General features: G+C 40.0%; 15 protein-coding genes. All 15 read right to left on the bottom strand.

The genetic code is table 11. The features are described 5' to 3' along the window. Nucleotides 1-2: 2 nt before the first annotated feature. Nucleotides 3-827 (bottom strand): sulfotransferase family protein, encoded by an 825-nt coding sequence (locus AC23ME_RS05405; protein ID WP_487726722.1) that lies wholly within the window; start codon nt 825-827, stop codon nt 3-5. Nucleotides 828-846: 19 nt separating this feature from the next. After that, nucleotides 847-1398 (bottom strand): adenylyl-sulfate kinase, encoded by a 552-nt coding sequence (locus AC23ME_RS05400; protein ID WP_487726721.1) that lies wholly within the window; start codon nt 1396-1398, stop codon nt 847-849. An 11-nt stretch (nt 1399-1409) separates the two neighbouring features. Then, the gene (locus AC23ME_RS05395) at nt 1410-2360 is read right to left on the bottom strand and encodes a Gfo/Idh/MocA family protein (protein WP_487726720.1); all 951 of its coding nucleotides are present in this window, start codon (nt 2358-2360) and stop codon (nt 1410-1412) included. Nucleotides 2361-2447: 87 nt separating this feature from the next. Next, nucleotides 2448-4982, bottom strand: coding sequence for a family 20 glycosylhydrolase (locus AC23ME_RS05390; RefSeq protein WP_487726719.1), 2535 nt, complete (start codon nt 4980-4982; stop codon nt 2448-2450). 196 nt (nt 4983-5178) lie between these two features. Next, on the bottom strand, nt 5179-7128 hold the full coding sequence (locus AC23ME_RS05385; RefSeq protein ID WP_487726718.1) for a ligand-binding sensor domain-containing protein: 1950 nt from the start codon (nt 7126-7128) through the stop codon (nt 5179-5181). A gap of 1 nt (nt 7129) precedes the next feature. After that, entirely contained in the window at nt 7130-8194 is a 1065-nt protein-coding gene (locus AC23ME_RS05380) for a dihydrodipicolinate synthase family protein (RefSeq protein WP_487726717.1), read from the bottom strand. Next, a complete protein-coding gene (locus tag AC23ME_RS05375; protein WP_487726716.1) occupies nt 8194-9210 on the bottom strand; it encodes an NAD-dependent epimerase/dehydratase family protein in 1017 nt (338 codons plus the stop codon). The genes AC23ME_RS05380 and AC23ME_RS05375 overlap by 1 nt, the downstream gene beginning before the upstream one ends. Nucleotides 9211-9235: 25 nt before the next feature. Then, a complete protein-coding gene (locus tag AC23ME_RS05370; protein WP_487726715.1) occupies nt 9236-10438 on the bottom strand; it encodes an Nramp family divalent metal transporter in 1203 nt (400 codons plus the stop codon). A 5-nt stretch (nt 10439-10443) separates the two neighbouring features. Further along, nucleotides 10444-11937 carry a PQQ-dependent sugar dehydrogenase gene (locus AC23ME_RS05365; RefSeq protein WP_487726714.1) on the bottom strand — a complete coding sequence of 498 codons (1494 nt, stop codon included), beginning with the start codon at nt 11935-11937 and terminating at the stop codon, nt 10444-10446. Between the two features lie 2 nt (nt 11938-11939). Further along, entirely contained in the window at nt 11940-13400 is a 1461-nt protein-coding gene (locus AC23ME_RS05360; protein WP_487726713.1) for a BNR-4 repeat-containing protein, read from the bottom strand. An 88-nt stretch (nt 13401-13488) separates the two neighbouring features. Beyond that, a complete protein-coding gene (locus AC23ME_RS05355) occupies nt 13489-14958 on the bottom strand; it encodes a RagB/SusD family nutrient uptake outer membrane protein (protein ID WP_487726712.1) in 1470 nt (489 codons plus the stop codon). 12 nt (nt 14959-14970) lie between these two features. After that, nucleotides 14971-18381: a TonB-dependent receptor gene (locus tag AC23ME_RS05350; RefSeq protein ID WP_487726711.1), complete on the bottom strand. Its 3411-nt coding sequence runs from the start codon at nt 18379-18381 to the stop codon at nt 14971-14973. A 258-nt stretch (nt 18382-18639) separates the two neighbouring features. Next, nucleotides 18640-19800, bottom strand: a complete 1161-nt coding sequence (locus tag AC23ME_RS05345) for a FecR family protein (protein ID WP_487726710.1) — start codon at nt 19798-19800, stop codon at nt 18640-18642. Between the two features lie 82 nt (nt 19801-19882). Further along, nucleotides 19883-20464, bottom strand: coding sequence for an RNA polymerase sigma factor (locus tag AC23ME_RS05340; RefSeq protein ID WP_487726709.1), 582 nt, complete (start codon nt 20462-20464; stop codon nt 19883-19885). Nucleotides 20465-20580: 116 nt separating this feature from the next. Beyond that, nucleotides 20581-21813 carry a glycoside hydrolase family protein gene (locus tag AC23ME_RS05335; protein ID WP_487726708.1) on the bottom strand — a complete coding sequence of 411 codons (1233 nt, stop codon included), beginning with the start codon at nt 21811-21813 and terminating at the stop codon, nt 20581-20583. Nucleotides 21814-21880 lie beyond the last annotated feature (67 nt).

Here is a 21880-nt window from a genome sequence, read left to right as displayed (position 1 = left end):
ATTTATAGGTTATGGGAATCTTTAGCGGCAATAACATTTGCCGAACTGCCCGCGGTATCGTTCCAAAAAGCCATTTCGCTATATTTCTGGAAAAGGTCTGGCGGTAAAATGGAGCGGCGCTGTTTAAATTTTACTTTTTTGCCAATGGTATGTAAGCCTTTTACGCCAAGGGTGTAGTCAAATTCGTCGTGCGAGTAATCTACATTATCAAAATCATGATGATAATGGCCAATGCCCGTAAAATCATAAACCAGCTGCATGGTTTTTTCAGGAAAACGGGCCAGCAAGTCATAATCTACCAACAGGAGCTTATCAGCATATTCGCCATAAAAAGCTTCTTTAAGTGCAGTAAGCGCAATACCTACAGGCCCATTTAAAAGACTTTCGCAACGGGTATAAACCGTAGCACGGTTTCCCGCGGAGAACATACGGCTATAATCAAAAGGGTTTTTACGATAGATCTTCTCAAAACTATCCATGATCCATGCCGGGTTACGTACCAGGCAAACCACTTTAAAATCATCAAACATTTCTACCAACTGGTGCATGCGGGCTGTCCATAAGCGGTTGGTATCAAAAATGATTTCCTTTGGCATATCTTCGTAATAGGCATCGAACAATGCAGAACAGATTGTTTTTCGCTTTTTCTCATCGAAGAAACTGTAAAACTCGCTGCCCGCACCAATCTGCTCCAAACATCCGTTGATTAATGAAGCAACCGGACTGCTCATGCCTGCATGGATTAACGGATTTTGGGTTAAAATACCCGAAAGCAGCGTAGAACCAGACCTAGGTAGTCCGGAAATGAAATGTATTTTTTTAATCACGTTAATTTTATTTTAGTTATCATCTTGAGATAGTTACTTCCTGACTATTCATTTTACCCAACAGAATACGCCGAACAATCAGTTTAGCGGCTTCGTGTATTTCCAATCGATCGGTATCTATAATTAAATCTGCTTGCTCAGGATATTCAAATGGAGCATTTACGCCAGTTAAATTCGACAACTTATCTGGATGATCATCTGGTAAAAATGCTCTTTGATATAAACCCTTGGTATCTCTATGCCTCAACACTTCTATGCTACATCGCAACCAAATCAACTTGGCATTGGCATAATCCCTAAACAACTGCCTACCTTTTTCGTAAGGATTAATTACCGCAATCAATACAATATCGGCGTTTACTGTGGCAGCCAATTGCGCTACCCTTTTTAAATGTTTTAGACGGTCTATTTCACTAAAGCCTAAATCGGCCGAGATCGTCTTTCTTAATTCGTCCCCATCTAGCACCGTTACTTTGTAGCCTTTGGCCCTTAGCTTTTCGCTAACTGCCAGAGACAAGGTGCTTTTTCCGACCCCGGAAAGCCCAGTAAATTGAAAGACGTTTTTAGACATAATTTATCTCATTAATATTGTAGTTTAATGGTTGCTCCCTGTTTGAACTTGCTTTCTTCAGCTGCTTCCATAAAAGCCAAAATGGCCAACGTTTCTTTTGCCTCAACTGGAGCAATACCTGTTTCAAAAAACTTCACAATTTCTAGCAACAATGGCTCGTAGCCTAAATAAGGACCTAGTTGAAAATTACCTTTGCTGGTAAAACAAACACCACCAAAATCGGCCTTACCATTTCGCGTACCCCTAAAAGTACCTATACGCCCGTCGTCCCACTTGCCAACCACCACATCAGTTTCGTCCGTGTAAAACCGATTTACAGAAATACAATTCGGTCCCATCGCCGCAAATAACATTTCTACGCCATGTATGCCATACCAAAACAAATCGGGATGTGTAGGTTCAATGGTGGCCGGACTATAGGTGTCCGCCCCGAGCACTTTCAATTCCTTGATACTCCAAATTTGTTTAAAATTATCCATAAAACGAAGAGAAGAAGCAGAAAAAACGGGTACACCAAACTTTTTAGCTTCCCCAAAAATCAATTTACCATCTGTTAAAGAGGCTGCCAAAGGTTTATCAATAAAGAGCGGTTTTCTAGCTCGAATTACCTCCAATGCCTGTTCTTTATGGAGGCGACCATCATTAGTTTCCAACAAGACAACATCTACCTCTTGTAGCAACTGGGCAATGGAATTGACAATTTTAACACCATATTTTTTTATCTCTTCAATCTGTAAAGGAATACGTTGCCTACTTAATGCTAACGTTTTACTGCCATAGGGATAAGCGGCAACCACTCTGTAGCCCAACAAGGATGAATTGGCATTTTCGGCATTTAGCAATTTTGTGAATGCAAGGCTGTGGCTGGTATCTAGACCAATAACCCCTACCCGCTTTTGCACAGATTGATGACCAAGGGAATTCCCTGGAAGTGCAAAAACAGCACTTCCCAAGGTCAACATCTTTATAAAATTGCGCCTTTGGATGATCAAGACTTGGTTACTTTTCTATATAGACTGCCTTAACCCAAAAACTCCCACAACTATTTTTTATTTTTTTATGGTGATGGTTTTACTGCCCCGCTGTCCAACAAAAGTTTTGAATTTAATGGTAGATGTAGCATCTATTGGTCCTTTGTAACTTTTACTCTGCAAAGTTGGTTCACTGCCATCGGTAGTGTATTTAATTTGAATACTTGGAAACTGTAGGTTTACACTTAGCTTCCCTTCTTTAAGCGACACACCTGGAGGCGGTACACGAAACTTAAAACCACCAGCATAATGAAGAAGTCGTAGTAATTCTCGCTGTCCTAACTGGTTCGCAAAATGGTTCCAGTCTTCTAAATAGTACGACCATGATTTAGCACTATCGGTTTCTTTTGACCAAGCAGGTTCTGCCGCCCAAGCACGTTCTGCATAGCCAAGTAATTTGGGCAGCAACATGTATTCCACTGCTTCGGGTCCGTTAATTTTCTCAGACCATAATTGGCTCTGTATGCCTACAATATGTTGCTTACCCTTATCAGTTAACCTTTCCTTATCTTTAAAAATAGTGGTGTTTAATACATTTCCACCAGCATCTTCAGTTGCCGTTTTATAATAATTAAATGGCGAAAAATAAAAGGCTTTGTCGGTATCTACATAGCTGCCCCAGTAAAGGCCAGGCTCGCTAGAATTTTGATTATAAGCCAGATCAAAGTAATAATTGGTTACCGCAGATAGTACAACGTTGTAACCAGCATTGGCTAATCGATAGGATAAATCTTCGTTACCACCTCCCCAAACGTTGTTCCATACGTAAACTTGGAAGTTTTCGTTCACAAAATCTGGATTAGCAATGTAGGTTGATTTACCATCAGCTGTGCTTACTTTTCGCATAGCGATTTCTTCCCAGCCCGCCATTTGCAAATTTTTAGCTTTTAATAGCTGATTGGCTCTGCCGATGTAGTAGTACCAAAGATCGTCGTAAGTAGCAATTTTATGTTGTTGCATCAACTGGGCAATAGCAGGCGATTTTTCCCAAACCCCCTTTGGTACTTCATCCCCCCCTAAGTGCACAGTTTTTAATGTAGCTCCAGCCAAACGGTACATTTCTACCATCTCATCTACTACTTTGCTAATAAAATTATAGGTAGATGGCAAAGCGATATTCATCACATTATCACTATAGCCTTGTACCGATCTGTAAACCGATTGATCTAGCGTATCACGCAGTAAATATTGGCGAGCTTCTGTAGGTTTACCTTGCTGCATCAATCTGCGGTATCGGTTATCCATGGCTTTGATGGCTGCTCTTGCATGTCCCGGAGTTTCAAGTTCTGGAATTACGGTAATGTGGCGCTGTTTGGCATACTTTAAAATCTCTATAAAATCTTGCTGACTATAATAACCGCTGCCGGGTGCTTTTGCTACGTCTGGTCCAGAACCATAGGCAGGTTTTAGGTAATCGGCATCATTTAAGGTATGTCCTCTTCTTGCACCCACTTGGGTAAGTTCTGGAAGCCCCTTAATCTCTAGTCTCCAACCTTCATCATCATTTAAATGAAAATGAAAAGTATTGATTTTATAAAGCCCCAAAAGGTCTAACAGTTTTAAGATTTCAGCTTTGCTTTGAAAATTCCTAGCCACATCTAACATAAAAGAGCGATAGCCAAACCTTGGTGCATCTTTAACTTCTACGGCTTGAATACTGATTTGCTGCTGCTTTTTAGACCAAGAAGTTGGAGGCATTAGCATTTTTAGCGACTGCAATGCGTAGAAAATACCTGATGTAGAAGAAGCAGAGATGACTACCCTATCTTTAGTTACAGATAGCTGATAATTTTCATCGGGCAGGCCTTGAATTAACTTCAATTGAATATAGTTGGTTGATGCACCCATTGCTATCGCTAATGTTTTGCCTAGCAGCTCCCCTAACTCTTGGTTAAATAGCGCCGCTTCTTGAGCAAAAACTGAATCAAAAACTAATTTCGTAGCTGCAGATAAGCTAAACGTACCCAAATGCTCTTTATAACTTACTGGTTTTGGTAATATTTTAACTATTTGACTAGTTGGTAAAGCCGATACGTTGCTATTTTTGGTAAAAGCTGCCGCTGCCGACTGTTTTACTAAAGCTTGTTCGTGCTGCTCACCTAAATTGATTTTTAAATCATTAACGTTAACGATGGTTTGATCATTGTTTTTTGCTACCCAATACAAGCCACTTGGCGCATCGGTAAGGTTCATTGATTTACCTTTGGCTACGTAATTTATAGCTAAGCTTTTTCCAGCGGCAAGTGTAGCTTTATCGTTGATGAAACTTAATTGTCTAAACTCGCCCCCGTGAGGTTTGGCTAAAGCATTTGCGGTAGTGATCGAAATAATATCTCGAGGATACGAAAAGTATAATTCCCAATCTTGCAAATTTACAGCTACATTATTGTTATTCGTAAATACGAACGATGCGGTAAATTGTCCTTGCTGTGGGTAATCGTTTTGATGCAGTTGCCATTCGATACTAATTTTCTTTAGCAATTCCGTTTGCTGGGCATTTGCAGAAAGGGTTGCTGTTATTGTTGTTAGTAGCAGTAAAAATAATTTTTTCATATTGACCTAAATTAAGGTGAACTATCCGTATTAGTAATAGTTTTCCAATGTCTTGTGTTATTCTTCATGTATGAAACGGCCGTCATTTCGAGAGTAGCCGAGAAATCTTTGGATAGTTATAATAAATATATCCAAAGATTTCTCCACTCGCTTCGCTGCGGTCGAAAGGACGAGATAAGTCCCATAATCACGTGAATTACGGCGTATAAGACCACAGTTCCGTACCACGTTTAAAGTAAATTTTCCCGGTTGGATCCATAATCATTAGTCCAGCGTTTTCTGCTAAAAATTCTACTTTTTTAGTGGATGGATCTAGCTTGAAAAGCTTTCCATTATCGGTTCCGTAAATTGCTCCCGACGGATGGACTGCTAAAAATGCACTGCGCCAAATGTGACTACCAAAGGGAGGATAATCATACAACTTTTGTACAAAAAGCACTTCTTGTTGTGCTATATCTAAGATGAACAAATGACCATCGGCGATGCCCCAAATATGACCATCTGGACCATTAATAAGGCAGGTAATGGCAGCTGCACCGGCCACTGGCACCAACTTTTTCATAGGCTGATTGGTTTTGAGATCCCAAAGCATCAGCTCTGCTTCTTTAAGTGCTGGTTTTACACCTAAGCCCCCAGAAATAGATCCGCCCAAAATCAACACATCGCCTTTGCTGGCCAAACTTGCCACCGACTGCTTTTCTAATACCTCTCCAAAAGAAGTGTGTGTATCGTTAGCTTCATCGTACATGGCTAACACGCCACCCAATTTACCATATTCCGGTACAGTACCAAAATAAACCTTTTGCAACTTCGGCAAGGCATATACCGCAAAAGAACGACTTTGGTCTTTCTCTTCGAAAATCAATTTCGGATTGTTTTTAGCGGTATTCCAAGCTTGGGTAACATCATAAGTGTAAAATCTCCCTTTGGGATAAATACCAAAATAGATTTTACTGTCCATAAAGGTCATTCCTTCGGTTTGGTCTAAGCCAGCATATTTAGTGTTTTTGTGCGTTGCAGGATCAAATGTAGCATGACCACCTGCCAGATAACCACCAGTCCATACTTTTTTATCTGGGCCGTACATAATGGCATTTATTGGTATCGGCTGCGACGGAATTTTTAATGTAGTGCTTTGTATTTTCTGGTTTGGAGAATGGTAACGCAGTAAATTTCCTTTAACGTTTAATGCGTAAATATTCCCGGAATTGTCGTTATAGAATGCCGTTGCAGCAGCAATATCTGTTGCTAAAGTAACGGCAGTATTGAAATTTTTACCCGCATCAACACGTTTCAAACTTCCTTTTGAGGTATAGTACAGCATCGATTTATTCACATCTAAACCAACCGCCTTCATGTCCATATTGGCAACTTCCTGCTCTACTTTTTGTGTTTCAAGGTTGTACACCAAGGTAGTTTGCCCAGCAGTAAGTAAGGCTAATAACCTGTCTTGGCCGTCTGTACCTTTTACCATTTCTAAACCATAAACAAATTCTCTGTCTTGATATTTAGTTGGCAGTATTTCCTTTTTCTCTTTGGTAGTTAAATTAACAGCAATTAGATGCGCATGGGAACCCACACCAGCATACAAAACATTGCGTTTGGCATCAAAAGCAAGGCTACGTACATAATTTTCGCCAACAACTAGTGGGCCATTAACCAAATCTGTAAATCCATCTTTTGGGTGATACCTGAACACCCTACAACCGGGATAAGTAGCACCGAAAACTTCCCCATTTTTACCAGCCGTAAGGTTCCATAGATACGTTTCGTTTGGTAAAGCATTACCTAAATCTGTGATAGTTTTAGTGCCTGGTTTGTGGCTAAACAGCTTCCCTCCAGCACCGGGAACGTACAACATCCCATCAGTAGATTGTGCTAAATCCCAAGCGCCATCAGATTTTGGCAAGGGAACATCGAGCACCAAGGCTTTAGTTTTTACATTAAACGCAAGCAAATGTGCAGGTTCGCCTCTCACTACGGTATAAAGCAATAAATTTCCTTTGGCATCTTTCAAGAAGATACTGCCCTGTATCATGGTAGCCGTTAGTTGCGGGCCATGGTTTACAAATTTATTCTGCTGTGCTGTGGCCGTTTTAACAAAAGTAAAAGCAAGTAATAGCACCCAAATTTTCAATAGCTTCATCTTAAAGTCCTCCTTGCTTTGCTAAAAAACTGGTTACAAATGCATCATCATTTAAGTGTGGATAATCCTGATGTACACGTTCAATTTCCTCTAATTGCCCAACAGAAAGTTGCTCGTTAGGGTTTAAGCACCAAATACCTTTCAACAAACCCTGTTTGCGTAACATTTGGTGAATACCAGGAATACAGCCGTGGAAATGGTTCGCTGGATCAAACAATGCGGCATTAACGTCAGTAATTTCTACACCTCGGCTCATCAAATCATCAAATTGAGTAGCCGTTGGATTTTCGCGATAAGCTTTGATTTCTTCCATCAAGGTTACCGCTTTTTGTGTCCAAACTGCCCAATGACCTAACAAACCACCTACAAAACCTTTCTCCACTTGTGTTCCATGTACAGTAAAACGATAAGGAGTAAGCAAATCGGCCACAATATTATCATCGTTACCAGTATAGAGTGCAATTTCATCTCGCCTGCTGCTGTTACAAACCGCTCTTACTACATCTAGAGTTTGGTAACGGTTAAAAGAAGCACATTTAATTGCCAATACGTTTTCTATCTCCGCAAACTGCAGCCAAAAATCGTAGCTGAAAATACGCCCACCTACAGATGGCTGTAGATAAAAGCCAAATACCGGCATTACCTTGGCCACTTCCCTCACTCTAGCTAAAATTTGTGTTTCACTCCAACCTTGTAGGCCACCCATGCTCAGCAGTCCCATGTCATATCCCAAACCAGACGCAATTTTTGCTTCGCTAACTGCTTGCGCTGTTGGGCCGCAAATACCTGCCGCTTTTAAAAACGGGCGTTGCAAGTTGGCTTTTTCTACTTCTTCGGCTGCCCAAGACAATACTGTGGTAAACAAATTCACTCCTGGATCGCGGATTTCGAATTGCGTAGAATGAACAGCAACTGCCATACCACCTGCACCGCTTTCGATATAATATCTGGTAAGCTGGCGCTGCATTTTCTCATCTATAGTCCTATTGGCTTTAAGTGCCAACGGATGAGCAGGTATAACCGTACCCCGCTGCAAATGCTGATATAATTCGTTACTTAATTTCATTAGAATTTCCCTCCTCTTTCTTGAAAATGGGTTGCTTTGCCAAATTCATCACCACCGTTGCTTAACCAAGTAGCAGTAATGTCTATAATCTCTCTGATGGTAACTTTTGGATAACCAAAAATGCGATGACACTCCGAAGCATTATTTAACAATGCAGTACCTACAGGTTCGTTTACAAATTTTGGTTCGATATTGAAAATGCTGGCAAATTGCTGCGCTATCCATCGGATGGATAGAATTTCGGGACCAGTAACGTTTAAAATTTTTGCAGGAGCCGTGCAATGTAAGAGCGAACGGATTGCAATTTCATTGGCATCGCCCTGCCAAATTACGTTCACGTTTTCGGTGCTCAGATCTATTTCCTTTCCTGCCAAAATAGCCTTGGCAATCTCCATCACTACACCATACCTAAAATCTACCGCATAATTTAGCCTGTAAATCAAAGTTGGGGTTTGATTTTTATGTGCAAAATATTCGAAAATACGCTCTCTACCCAAACAAGATTGTGCATATTCGCCAATAGGCTCTGGTATAGTTTCTTCAGATACACCACCCGAAGTAACGGGTACAAAAGGCAATACGTTACCCGAAGAAAACACTACGATATTTGATTTTTTGTACTTTTCGGCTACCCTACCCGGTAAGTAAGCATTCATTGCCCAAGTAAAATTTTCTTTTCCGGTGGTACCGAATTTGTTGCCTGCCAAATAGATTACGTTTGGCGCATCTGGCAAGGCAAAAAGTTCTTCGTCGTTTAATAAATCGCAAGCAATTACTTCTATGCCTACCGCTAGAAGTGCTTCTTTTGCCTCCTGATCAGAGAAACGAGATACGCCAATTACACGGTTAGACATTCCCGCTTCACGCAGGGCATCTACCAATAATTTGCCCATGCTCGGCCCCATTTTACCGCCAATACCTAACAGTACAATATCACCATTAATTTTCTTTACGTCTGCAATAAGAGCTTCCGAAGGACGTGTATATCTTTCTTCAAGCGCTTTTAAATCTTCCATATTTATGTGTTGTATTTGATCGTTTTTATTGAATAAACATATTGTAGAAATTCCATGCGGCTAGTGCTACCAGTAACAGCAAGCCAATGGCTCCTACTATTTTAATGTAAGTGCTGTTTTTTTGAGCACCCATAATTTTTTCGTCGTTAGCAATTTGGTACATGGCATAGCCGATGAATGGTACCAAGAAAATGGTTACGCTTTGGGCGAAAATGATGAGTTCTAAAGGCAGCTTTCCAAAAATTAAGGAAATGGTAGCTCCGCAAACCATGACCAGCGCAATAAACAATCGCACCATTTTAGCACTCAACTGACTGCCATAACCAAAAGCATCGCCCAGTAAACTGCCGCCTACCGTAGCATTACCTACTAAAGATGAAAATGAAGCGCCAAATAAGCCCACCAAAAATAAATCGGCGGCATATTCGCCAAACAGTGGCTGTAGAGCTTTAGACATTTCGGAGGCGCTGTTTACCTTGATGCCTTGCGGATGGAGCACCGCAGCGGCACAAATGATTACCACGGCACTCATAAAACCCAAAATCAGGATGCCTGTTGTGCTTTTGTTGGTCACTTGGGCACCTAATTTTTTACGCTCTTGCATTAAATACGATTGATAAAAAGCCCCCACAATGGAAAAGCATGAGGCTACAAAAGCAATTAACAATACAGAAGCATTTGTATCATAGCTAGGTACGAAACCTTGTACTATTCCAGAAACAGATGGTTTGGCTAAAAAAAGTGTGGTTAAAAAAGCGATGAGCATTACTGCTACTAGGGCAATCATCAATCTTTCCAATACCTTATAAAAACTCCTAAAAAACAGCAGCGCCAAACCTAGTGCATTGAACAATACCACCCAAAACCAAACTGGTGTGCCGCTGGCTTCGGCAATGGCAATGCCAACGCCAATAGAGTTACCAGCTTGAAAAGAAGTAGTGACTAAAAACACCCCTAATCCAATAGCAATGGCGGCACTTTTGCCCCATTTTAGTCTAATTTGAGTAAGTAAACTTTCGTTACTGCTAAGCCCTATGCGAGCGCCCATATTGGTAAAAGCGAGCATAAAAAATATGGCTATTACTACAATCCACAACATGGCGTAACCAAAATCGGCGCCTAAGCGAGAAGTAATGGTCATTTTACTTGGACCAAAAACCAAGGCGGCTGTAATGATACCCGGCCCCAATCCTTTTAATATGGATATGATTTTATTTGAATTTGCCATTTGATCTACTGTTTTTTGATTTGCGAAGGTGTAATGGCGCTTGCTTTGTTACCCCAGTTTTGGCGGATGTAAGTAAGAACGGCAGCAGATTCTTGAATGCTTAAAAAATCAAAAGCTGGCATGGCCGCACCTGCTTGTTCCTTGCTAATGCCATTTAACAAAATAGGAATTAGCATTTCTGGGCTAGCCTTTACTTTGGCCGAACCTGCTAAAGCAGGGAATGTACCTAACACGCCTTTTCCATCTTCTTTATGGCAAGAAGCGCAATATTGTTGATAGATGGTTTTACCAGAAACGAGATTTTCAATTTCTGGTTCTTTGGCTTTGAGTACCTTGTGCGTCGCTTTATCAGCTTTGCTAATTTTTAAGATTTTATCATCTTCTGGTAGTGGGAAACCTGGTGAAGGGTTCCAATCTTTGTTGCTGGTTGCGATATAAACAGCACCATATTTATCGGTACAAACATCACGTAACCTGCCATAATATTTTTCAAAAAAGATTTCTTCTCCTTTCGTGCTCCTACCATCATCGCTTAACTTAATCACCCTTAAACTTTTGCCCTTTAATGTGGTAAGCAGTAAACTATTTGCCCATTCGGGGATGCCTTTACCGTTGTGATAGGTAATTCCTGCTGGAGCAATAACGGGTGTCCACGATTTGATGGGTGGCGTGGTATGATATTGCAACGCAAATGCTTTTTCGGCTGGCAAATCTTCCTTACCTTCAATAACTGGCCAACCATAGTTCTTCCCTTTTTCAATGAGGTTGACTTCATCTTCAATAGCATCACCGTGTTCGGAAGTATAGAGCAAACCTCTATCTGAAAATGTTAGTCCCTGCATATTTCTAAAGCCCGAAGCCCAAACGTAACTATTTCGTGTTGGGTTATCGGAAGGCACGGAACCATCAGTATTTATCCGCAGAATTTTACCGTTTAAGCTTTTGGGGTCTTGTGCTTTTTCACCGAAATAGGCATCGCCTGTGGCCCAATATAACTTTTGATCAGGACCGATAGCTAAGCGAGAACCATTGTGTGCAGTGTAGCCATCTATTTCTAAAAGTATTTTAGGATTTTTCAGGGTGTCGGCGGTAATTTCGTAACGCACCAAACGGTTTATGACAAGCAAACTATCCTTTTTAACGGTGTAGTTCACAAATAGGTAAGGATTTTTTTGCACCTGCGGATGCACCACTAAACCCAACAAACCGGCTGTGCGTTTACGCCAAACCTCAGCTATTTTAACCAACTGTCTTTTTTCCCCCGTCGCTAAATCTATCCTAGAAACCGTTCCGCCTTGTTCGGCAACAAGAAGTGAATGGTCATCGGCATAGCAAATATCCCAAGGGACATCCAGATCTTTGGCCAACACCTCTACTTTCAATAAATTGCGCTGCAGTTGAATATTATCAATGGTTGGCAATTGCAGTTTGTTTTGGTTACAAGCCGTAAAACAAAGCGCTGTCAGCAATCCAAATATCAGCTTTGCGTAACTCCTCATGCTTATTTATTTGGTTTATTTAGTTTGATGGGCTTCATCATATCGGCAGTCATATTGTCTGGTAGCTGATATACATTTCCTTTTTTATCCGAGAAATACAAATGAGATACAGAACGCTTTCTTCCATGTCCATCGGCCCAAAAAGCGAAGAAACCATCATGTACATTTACAGGTTTTCTGGCATAAGAGTGATTATATGTGCTATTCGCTGTTAGCGGTTTTGCTTTCCAGTTTTTACCTTGATTACTGCTAGTCCACATCACCATTTCTCCACCAGTGTTGAAAGCTTGAGGCCCGGTAGTAGTTGGCCCTACAATAGTCCAATTACCTTTTTTATCTACCATTAAAGAGCCCATATCATAATTATTATCAGAAGTGGTTACCGGCAATATTTCCCACTGCGTACCTGTAAACCTTGCAGTATGCCAAGTATAGGGTGCGTTTCCTGGGCCAGCTTGGTAGCCTTTACTAGTGATGAATAAAATGATAGGATTGCCTTGGTTATCGTAGGCTAAATCGTTAATATAAACGTTTAGGTCAAGTGATTGATAATCTTTTACCAATGCTTCATTTTGAATTTGGGTTAAGGGTAGCTGCATCTTTTTACCAGTTACGTTCTCCCAAGTTTTTCCAAAATCTTTGGTTTGGATATAGTACAAATTCGTACGGTAGTTCAGTCCGTTCTCTCCCTGCTTTACTGGGTGGAAGTTAAACGAAGTACCCACTGTATTGCCAAAACTACCACTGGTTTGGTAATGCCCTTCTTCGATAGTGGCCAAATCCTTCCAATCGCTGTAGCTTATACCATCGGGGCTAGTCATATAACTAATCGTTCTACGTGGCTTGCTAGGTTGGTTTGGTATCACTTTTCTATCGTAATGGGTAAATAAATTGATAAAGCCATTTCCCTTTTGATACCAACTTTGCAGGTAAGAAAAATTGTTCATCGGCACCACTTTGCCATTCTCGACTTTGGTAGCCTGAATTTGTTCGAACTTAGTAATATCATAAGGCTTTACGCTTTTATGCACATAAGATGGCCCGTTGGTACCGTGTGCTGTAGAAAACAGCCAAATGTAACCCTCGCCATCAATATTCATTACCGGATTATCATGTGCGTTGTCTGTTTTTTTATCTAAAACAATGGTTGGTTTGGGTACCATCCCAGTTTTGTGATCGAAATAAGAAACCATGTGCAGCAATGTCTTGCCAGCTAGATCTGCTCCGCCGTAACAAAAAAATGTTTTGTTCTCTTTAGCTACGTATACAGAAAAAGGATAGTGATTGGCTGGGTAAGTGCCCAAACCGCCGCTATATTTGTAGACGTATTCGTCGTTAGAAGGCTGGTTGCTGTACCATATCCCTCTATAGCCAGTATCTTTTTGGTTAAGTGTTTTTACCTGCGCCCATGAAAATTGAAAGCAAACAATGGCCATTAAGCAAGACAGAAATAATCTTCTCATAAATTTAGGAATTAAAAGATAGGTAGAAAGATATCAAATCAAATTCCCGTCTTTGCCACAGCCGCAGCAAAGACGGGAAAAAGATAACTTAGTTAGGGTAACCCGTATTTTGCCTAATTAAAGCAGGGTTAATATCTATTTGACTTTGGGGAATAGGGAACAATATATGATGTGCTTGTATACCACTACCAGCCATTACCGTTAAAGCACGATCAGTACGAACTAAATCGAACCAGCGGTGGCCTTCGAAGGCAAGTTCTACCCTTCTTTCCTGTTCTATAGCCAATCGAAAAGCATTCTGATCGGCAATCCGCAGTGCTAAATCTGCGTTATTACTGGTTTTAGGTAACAGACCTGCCCTATTTCTAATTTGGTTAAGATAAGTGAAAGCTGGACCATCGGCTACGTAACCTTGCTCGTTTAAGGCTTCAGCATACATTAATAGCACGTCAGCATACCTCAACACAATCCAGTTGTTGTCACTATCCAAACTTGCTGCTGGTGTTCCCAAATATTTGACAACGTAATTATGTTGTACTGTATTTGCTCCCAGCACATAACTATTTCTCATAGATACCGCTTTTCTTAAATCGCCAGCTTCATAAGCATTGCTCATATTAGCAGTAGGGATGTTCTGCCCTAATGGATTTCCGATAGCTACTACCGCAGTTCCAGAGCCAATTGGAGCAAATTGGTTGGTAAACGGGCTACCTTCTCCTGCCGAACCTTTTTTAAACTGAACTTCGAAAATAGACTCTCTGTTATTCTCGTTAGCAATACCAAAAACACCAGCATAGGTTGGCATAATCTGGTATTTATTTAGCGATACGTTGTCTATTACTTTTTTAAGTTGTGGCGCTGCAAGATCCCATCTTTTTTGGGTTAGATAAACTTTTCCCAATAAAGCAGCTGCTGCACCTTTAGTTGCCCTACCAATATCTACACCTGTAAATTCGTGTGGTAAAACAGCTTCGGCTTCGCTTAAATCAGTAATAATTTGATTATAAACTTCGGCTGAGGGGTTTCTGCCGTACGTATAGCCTTCCTGCGGGCTATTGATCACCTTTACTACCAAAGGAACGTCGCCAAAAATACGCACCAAGTTAAAATACATCAATCCTCGCAAAAATTTAGCTTCGGCTGCATATCTAGCTTTTAAATTGGCATCCATATTTACAGCTTGTATTTTCTCTATCACAATGTTAGCCGATTGGATGGCTTGATAATGACCTGCCCAAGTAGTGCTGCTGATAGATGTGGTTGGCAAATTTTGAAAGTTATCGATAGCCACCAAATCAGAACCTGCATTTGGATTGGTAATTTCTGTATTATCCGATCTCATGTCGCCAATGACGTGCATAGATGAGTAATACAGACCTGCAGTTTGCAAACCACTATACACCGAAGAAAGTGCATTTTTCATATCATCGGCAGTTTTATAAAAGTTGTTCCCATTCATCTGAGAAATTGGTGCACGGTCTAAAAAGTCTTTGGTACAACTGCAGACAGACAGTATCACTAATACGCCTGCGACAAAAATTGTTTTTATATTTTTCATGTCTAATACTTCTTAAAATCCAAAATTTAAACCAAACATAAATGTGCGAGCAAGTGGGTAACCACCAGAATCTACACCAGGCATTAAAGGATTTGCACCCTCAACACTTACTTCTGGATTGTAGCCCTCGTATTTTGTAAAAGTATGCAAGTTTTGTATCGTAAAACTTAACCTCGCATTAGCTACTTTTAAGCTTTTGGCTACTGTAGCTGGCAAATTATAGCCTAAGGTGACATTTCTAATCCTTAAAAAAGAACCATCTTCTACAAATGCAGAAGTTGCATTATTAATTACCGAAGCATTGCCTAAGGCATTAAAATTACGATCTAACTGTGGGGTTACGCCATCTCCGCGGTCACTTTCAGATTTCCAACCGTTGGCCGTGCTCTTTAATACATTATAGGAACCTGCATAGTTTCCATAAAATCTACGAGCTGCATTCAATACCTCGAAACCTTGAACACCTTGTAGTGTAAAAGCCAAATCGAAACCTTTATAAGAAAAGCTGTTGGTCATCCCGTAGGTAAAATCTGGAAATGGACTTCCAATATTTGTTCTGTCATCAGCTGTGATGATTCCATCTCCGTTCACATCTGCAAATTTTAACTGTCCAGGTTTACCCGTAGGCACGCCACTTGCATTTACAAAACCAGGTTGTGTATTAACTTCATTTTGATTTTGGAACACACCAATCACTTTGTAACCAAAAAATGCACCAGGGGTACCTCCAATTTCGGTAATATGTGTGTTTCCAGCTGCAAAAGTGGTTTGTCTAGCTAAAATTCTAGAACCATCTGGACCTAAAGCCAACACCTTGATATTGTTGGTAGAAAAGTTGATATCCGTATTCCATTTAAACTCTCCTACTAAATTTCTGCTGGTTACCGTAAATTCGAAACCTTTGTTCTCTATTTCGCCAATATTCTGCAAAGCATTGCTGAAGCCTATTAAAGTAGGTGTTGGAACGTTCAATAATAAATCTGAAGTTCTTTTATTGTAATAATCTACACCTAAAGAGACACGATTTCTCAAGATACCGAACTCTAGACCGATATCTAGCTGCTTGTTCTTCTCCCAGCTCAAATCGGCATTGCCAATATTGGCTAATCTTATACCGTTAACTACTGTTCCGCCGCTAGCACCAAAAACATAATTATCTGGAGCAGTTAAGCCAATAGCGCCATAGTTGCTAATGAAATTATTTCCCGTTAAACCATAACTGGTTCTCAATTTTAAATCAGATACCCAGTTCACATCCTTCATAAAGTTTTCTTCTGAAATTCTCCAACCTAATGAAACAGATGGAAAAGCTCCCCAGCGGCTATTAAAACCAAAACGAGACGAGCCATCTGTCCTGAATGTTGCCGTTAGCAAATACTTGTTATCGAAACTATAATTGATACGAGCTATGTACGACAGCAATGCCCACTCCTCTTTTGTTGCCGTGGCACTGGTAATAGCACCTGCTGCACTAATGGTTTTAATTTGATCATTAGGAAAGTTGGTAGCGCTTATAGAATTTAATTCGATGTTTTCTTGCTGAATGGTATAACCTAACAAGGCATCAAACGAGTGCTTTTTTATTTTCTTGTTGTAGTTTAAGGTAAATTCGGTCAGCCAATTTCTGGTTTCCAAAGTATTGTTGTTCGCAGTAGCCAACTTGGTATCGTTAACACTATTGGGATTAATTACCGATGGATTAAAAATTTGCTCTCTAAAGTTCCTGATATCAGCACCAACCAATGCTTTGAAGTTTAAATCTTTAATGATACTTACTTCGGCAAAGGCAGTTCCCAATAATCTCATATTACCCTGTTGATGGAAATATTCTCTGGCAATCTTCACCGGATTATCTACCTCACTAGTTCCTATACCTTGACCTGTAATTTTAGTATAACTACCATCTACATTGTAAGGCGTTAAAAGTGGATTTGCTGTTAAAGCTGATTGAATGATACCACCACCTTGCCAGTTACCCTCGGCCAAACTTTGATTAGAGAAATTGTAGGTTGGTGTAAGGTTTGCTCCCACTTTTACGGCTTTATTTACCTGAGATTCTACATTTACACGAAACGAGTAACGTTTTAAATCAGAGTTTAAAACAATACCATCTTGGGTTAAATATCCGCCAGAAACAAAGTATTTAGTTTTCTCGTTACCACCAGAAAAATTAATCTGATAGTTGCTCATCGGTGCATTTCTAAATATTTCGTCTTGCCAGTTGGTACCTTGGCCTAAAGCGCTAGGATTTGAAAGCGACGCTGGTAGTAAATACATCACATTATTTAACCTTGCCGAATTTGGATCTGAAGCCGAACGGCCAGCAGCCGAATTTATCCAGGCATTATTTCTTGTTTCGTTGATAAAAGTAGCAAACTCACTGGCATTTAATACTTCTAGGGTTCTCTCTACTTGTTGTACACCGGTGTTTAAATTGAAATCGATTTTAGAAACACCCGACTTGCCTGATTTTGTAGTGATAATTACCACGCCATTTGACCCTCTTGAACCATAAATTGCTGTTGCAGAAGCGTCTTTTAAGACTTGAATGTTATCTATATCAGCCGGATTAATGGTAGCTAATGGATTATTTCTTTGGTTATAGTCATTAGTTACAGGAAAACCATCTACTACGTACAATGGTTCGTTACCAGCACTTAAAGAACCTGCGCCCCTAATTCTAACGGTAGAACCGCCTCCTGGTGCACCTGTAGCTTGGCTAACTTGCACCCCAGCCATTTGCCCAGCCATCGCATTATCTAAACTAACTACGGGTTGGTCTTTAATTTTTTGCGAATTGATAGAACTGATAGACCCGGTAATGTCTTTACGCTCTTGTTTACCGTAACCTACTACTACCAAAGTATTGAGGTTACTGGCATCCTCTACCAAAGTAACGGTAAGCGATGTTTTGCTGCCAACGGTAATTTCTTGCGTTACGTAGCCCACATAACTGACCACAAGCACCGCATTTTCTGGCAAATTGGTTAAAGAAAAATTACCATCACTATCTGTTGTGGTGGTTTGCGTACCATTTTTAACTCGAATACCAGCGCCGGGTAAAGGGGTCGATTTATCGCCCAATACCTTACCTTTAATATCTATAGGCACAACTGCTTTGGTGGTTAGCTTTACTTTTGTAACCACAATGGTTTTCTGTTCTATAGAAAACGTAAATGGTTGGTCTTTTAAAATTTCTTGCAAAGCTTTTGATAGCGATGCGTTTTTCAGGTTTAAAGTTACTGGTGTAGCTTCCTTTACCTCATTATATTTATAAAACAAGTAGTGACCACTTTGCTCGCTAATGAGCGTTAAAGCTTTCTCTAGTGATATATTTCTACCTGATAAATTGATACTTTGCGAATAGCTTTTTGCGCTGATATGAAAGCAAGTAATGAAAATAAAGACAACCGTAAGTTTCATGATTAGAAACATTTTGGATGAATAAAACCCAGAATTTTCCTGGATTTTACCATAAAAATTTAATTGCATACTTTTGTTAAGTTTGGTTTTTGAATAAAGGTTCTTTACACAGCATTTAGGTTAGACCAAACAGGCTCCTCAACGGAGGTCAAACCGGTTGTGTTCCCGCACATCCGGTTTTTAGTTTGTTAACCATTTAGTGATGAGGGTAGCTAAGTTTTCATACTAAATTGGGTTTAAGTTTTGGTTAGTAATTATTTAGTTGTTGATGATGATTGTTCTTCCCTTTACGGAAGTATTTATTTTACTCAGTTCTAAAATTCTCAATACCCCGTTAATATCTTCTGTACGCTTAATTTTACCTACAAAAAGATCTTTACTAGTTTGCCCTTCGTATTTCACATCTACATTGTACCATCTAGAAATTTGGCGCATTACTGTTTGTATATCGGCTTTATCAAATTTGAAATAACCATTTTTCCAAGAAATGGCCACTTCTGTATCTGCAGCAGCAATATTTACAATATTACTTCCTTCAATTAATGAAGCTTCTTGTCCGGGCTTTAACATTTTAGCCCAGGCCATTTCGGCAACACCATTTTTCAACCTAGCTACTTTTACACTACCTTCAATCAAAGTAGTTTTCTCAGCCTCTTCATCCGTGTAAGTATTGACGTTAAAATGTGTACCCAGCACTTCAATTTGTTGGTTTGGTGTGCGTACCTGAAATGGCATATTCTTATTTTTCGCTACTTCAAAGTATACTTCTCCTGTAATATCTACGGTTCTATTATCTCCGGTAAAACGTGTAGGAAATTTGATAGAAGATTGGGCATTAAGCCAAACTTTGGTACCATCGTCTAACACCAATTGATACTGTCCGCCTCTAGGTGTAGCAATGGTATTAATAGTAGGCACCAATTCATCGTTAGATTCGTACTTTACTTCTCCGTCGTTACCTTTTGTTACCCGAAGGCCAGCTTGCGCCACAATAATGCCTTTTTCCTCTTCGTTTAAACCTATGGTAGATCCGTCGGCCAATGTGAGGATAGCTTGGTTGCTCCCAGGTTTAATCACTGTTACAGTTTCCGTGTTTTCAACTACCACCCCTTTATTGGCAGGTTTTTTAAACCATAAGAGGCTTACAGAAAACAACAACACTAAAACAGCTGCTGCAGATAGCCATCGACCTTTATACCATCTTTTTATTTTTATTGTAGTCCCCTCTGGATTTTCTGGCATTACCTCGGCTAATATTGTCTTTTTCAATTGCTCTTTTCGGCCCAGATCCATTTTATCGAGGATATTCTCTTCTACATCAAACAACTCATAGTAAGCCTCCAACAATTCAATTTCCTGCTCGCTGGCTTTACCCTTATTGTATTTACCAAGAATATCGATGAATGTTTTTTTATCCATTTTAAATTATGTGCCACGAGTTTAGCGTAGCCCTATATGATCAAGACCAGCAAATACGGAAAACTCCCACAAGAAAATAAAATTAGTTTGAAAGGTGCAGCATCGCTACTAAATAAAGTACATCTAGGGCGTCTCTCAATTGCCCCACGCTCTTTCCAAGTTGGTTTTGCACTGTCTTTCTACTGATATTCAGCTTTTCGGCAATTTCTTTGGTAGACAGTTCTTCATGAAAACGAAGCTTGAAAATAACTTGTTGAGCTGGTGGTAAACTATTCACCAAGTTTTCGTATTTCAACATAAACTCTTTTCGCAATAACTCTACATCGGCTTGGTCGCTTACCCTTTCTAAACACAACAATAAATCTGGAATGGTAGTAAAACGTTGTTCTTTTTCCATCCATTTAAAAACATTGTTTCTCACAGCGGCATAAAGGTAACCTGGCACAAAAGCAATTTGTATCTCTGTCCTTCTAGCCCAAAGTTGCAAAAATATATCCTGCGTAATGTCTTTTGCGTAATCAGAGTCTTTCAAGCGCTTGAAGGCAGCATTGTAGACCTGCTCCCAATACTTATCGTACAGCAAATGAAAAGCAGATTCGTCACCCGATCTCATTTGAGTTAGCAAATATTGGTCGTCTACTTGGTTGTCTGTTGATCTAATCATACTCAGTGCAGTACTCAACCAAAGCTATCTAATATTTTCGATTTTACAAAAAGCGGCACTTTGTATCGCCACAACGAAGCTCGATTACTGCACTCCAATCTCCCACAAAATTAAGCCTATTTTATTCTCTGGTAACGCAATAACCCTTCCAAAAAATAATAATCCGCATAGATTAATGGCACATCTATCTCTCTATTAGATGGTAAATTACCAGTACTTTGTTTCAACAGAAAATATGGATTTTGATGGTCTACGTTAAGATATCTATCAGTACTGAGTGATTTTAACATCCCTACAGCCGCATTGAAATACTTCTGCTTATGTTCACCTTTAAGCATCGTACTTAACTCTAATAAGCCAGAACTGGCTATGGCAGCTGCTGATGCATCTCTAGGTGTTTCCTCAAATTTGGCTGGATTAAAATTCCAATCCGGTTTAAAACCAACTTGCCCCACATTGAAATCCCAATAGGGAATTTTATCTGTCGGTAGATTTGGATGATCGATAAAATAATCTGCCATTTTCATTGCTGCTTTTAGAAAGCGAGGATCCTTGGTTTCGCGGTAAACGGTGGTAAAGCCGTAAACCCCCCAAGCTTGACCTCTAGCCCAAGTAGAATTATCTGAAAAACCTTGTAATGTTTGCTTGTGCAACACTTCTCCTGATAAGGGATCGTAATTCACTACATGATAAGAACTATAGTCTTTCCTCAAATGGTTTTTCATCGTCTGCTCTGCATGTTTAATCGCAATATGCTTAAAGCTAGTATCCCCGCTTATTTTACTAGCATAAAACAATAGCTCCAAATTCATCATATTATCCATAATTACCGGGTACTGCCAAGTGTTGATATCGCCCTTTGATTTGCGTTTGTTCCAAGATTGGATGCTGCCCACCACCGGAGAATATCTTTGGCAGAGCGATTTTGCCGACTGTAAAAGTATTTGAGGGTATTTTTCGTTGTTCACAAATCTTAATGCATTGCCATAACTACAGTACATCATAAAGCCGATATCATGATGCGAAGTGTTAAACTGGTTGTCTTCCAAGGAATGTGTCCATGCTAAGGCAGCAGCTTTCCATTTTTCATCTTTAGTAAATTCATACATATACCACAAAGCTCCAGGCCAAAAACCGCCAGTCCACTCATCAATCTGTAAGTATTTGATTTCTCCATTCTCATAAAGCGAATGCGGATAATCTTTAAAATTACCTCTTGTTTTGGCTAGTAGATTTTCATAGAGCGGTTCCGCTGTCTTAAAACTCTTGCTTACAAATTCTGATTCCTGCGCCGTCAAAGGACCGCTCATTGACAGTGAGATGATACACACTGTCAAAAATTTACCCATCTTAATCATATTTTAGTGTTATGTACTATAGAAGAGTAACTAGTACCCGAAAATCCCATATGCTTGC

This window comes from Pedobacter sp. T50_32 (genome assembly GCF_057652195.1).
This window is presented reverse-complemented; position numbering and strand designations above follow the sequence as displayed.

What these genes read in the sequence shown, in the direction of transcription:
- AC23ME_RS05400 (WP_487726721.1), bottom strand. Translation starts at nt 1,398, where the DNA reads ATGTCTAAAAACGTCTTTCAATTTACTGGGCTTTCCGGGGTCGGAAAA.
- AC23ME_RS05395 (WP_487726720.1), bottom strand. Translation starts at nt 2,360, where the DNA reads ATGTTGACCTTGGGAAGTGCTGTTTTTGCACTTCCAGGGAATTCCCTT.
- AC23ME_RS05390 (WP_487726719.1), bottom strand. Translation starts at nt 4,982, where the DNA reads ATGAAAAAATTATTTTTACTGCTACTAACAACAATAACAGCAACCCTT.
- AC23ME_RS05385 (WP_487726718.1), bottom strand. Translation starts at nt 7,128, where the DNA reads ATGAAGCTATTGAAAATTTGGGTGCTATTACTTGCTTTTACTTTTGTT.
- AC23ME_RS05380 (WP_487726717.1), bottom strand. Translation starts at nt 8,194, where the DNA reads ATGAAATTAAGTAACGAATTATATCAGCATTTGCAGCGGGGTACGGTT.
- AC23ME_RS05375 (WP_487726716.1), bottom strand. Translation starts at nt 9,210, where the DNA reads ATGGAAGATTTAAAAGCGCTTGAAGAAAGATATACACGTCCTTCGGAA.
- AC23ME_RS05370 (WP_487726715.1), bottom strand. Translation starts at nt 10,438, where the DNA reads ATGGCAAATTCAAATAAAATCATATCCATATTAAAAGGATTGGGGCCG.
- AC23ME_RS05365 (WP_487726714.1), bottom strand. Translation starts at nt 11,937, where the DNA reads ATGAGGAGTTACGCAAAGCTGATATTTGGATTGCTGACAGCGCTTTGT.
- AC23ME_RS05360 (WP_487726713.1), bottom strand. Translation starts at nt 13,400, where the DNA reads ATGAGAAGATTATTTCTGTCTTGCTTAATGGCCATTGTTTGCTTTCAA.
- AC23ME_RS05355 (WP_487726712.1), bottom strand. Translation starts at nt 14,958, where the DNA reads ATGAAAAATATAAAAACAATTTTTGTCGCAGGCGTATTAGTGATACTG.
- AC23ME_RS05350 (WP_487726711.1), bottom strand. Translation starts at nt 18,381, where the DNA reads ATGAAACTTACGGTTGTCTTTATTTTCATTACTTGCTTTCATATCAGC.
- AC23ME_RS05345 (WP_487726710.1), bottom strand. Translation starts at nt 19,800, where the DNA reads ATGGATAAAAAAACATTCATCGATATTCTTGGTAAATACAATAAGGGT.
- AC23ME_RS05340 (WP_487726709.1), bottom strand. Translation starts at nt 20,464, where the DNA reads ATGATTAGATCAACAGACAACCAAGTAGACGACCAATATTTGCTAACT.
- AC23ME_RS05335 (WP_487726708.1), bottom strand. Translation starts at nt 21,813, where the DNA reads ATGGGTAAATTTTTGACAGTGTGTATCATCTCACTGTCAATGAGCGGT.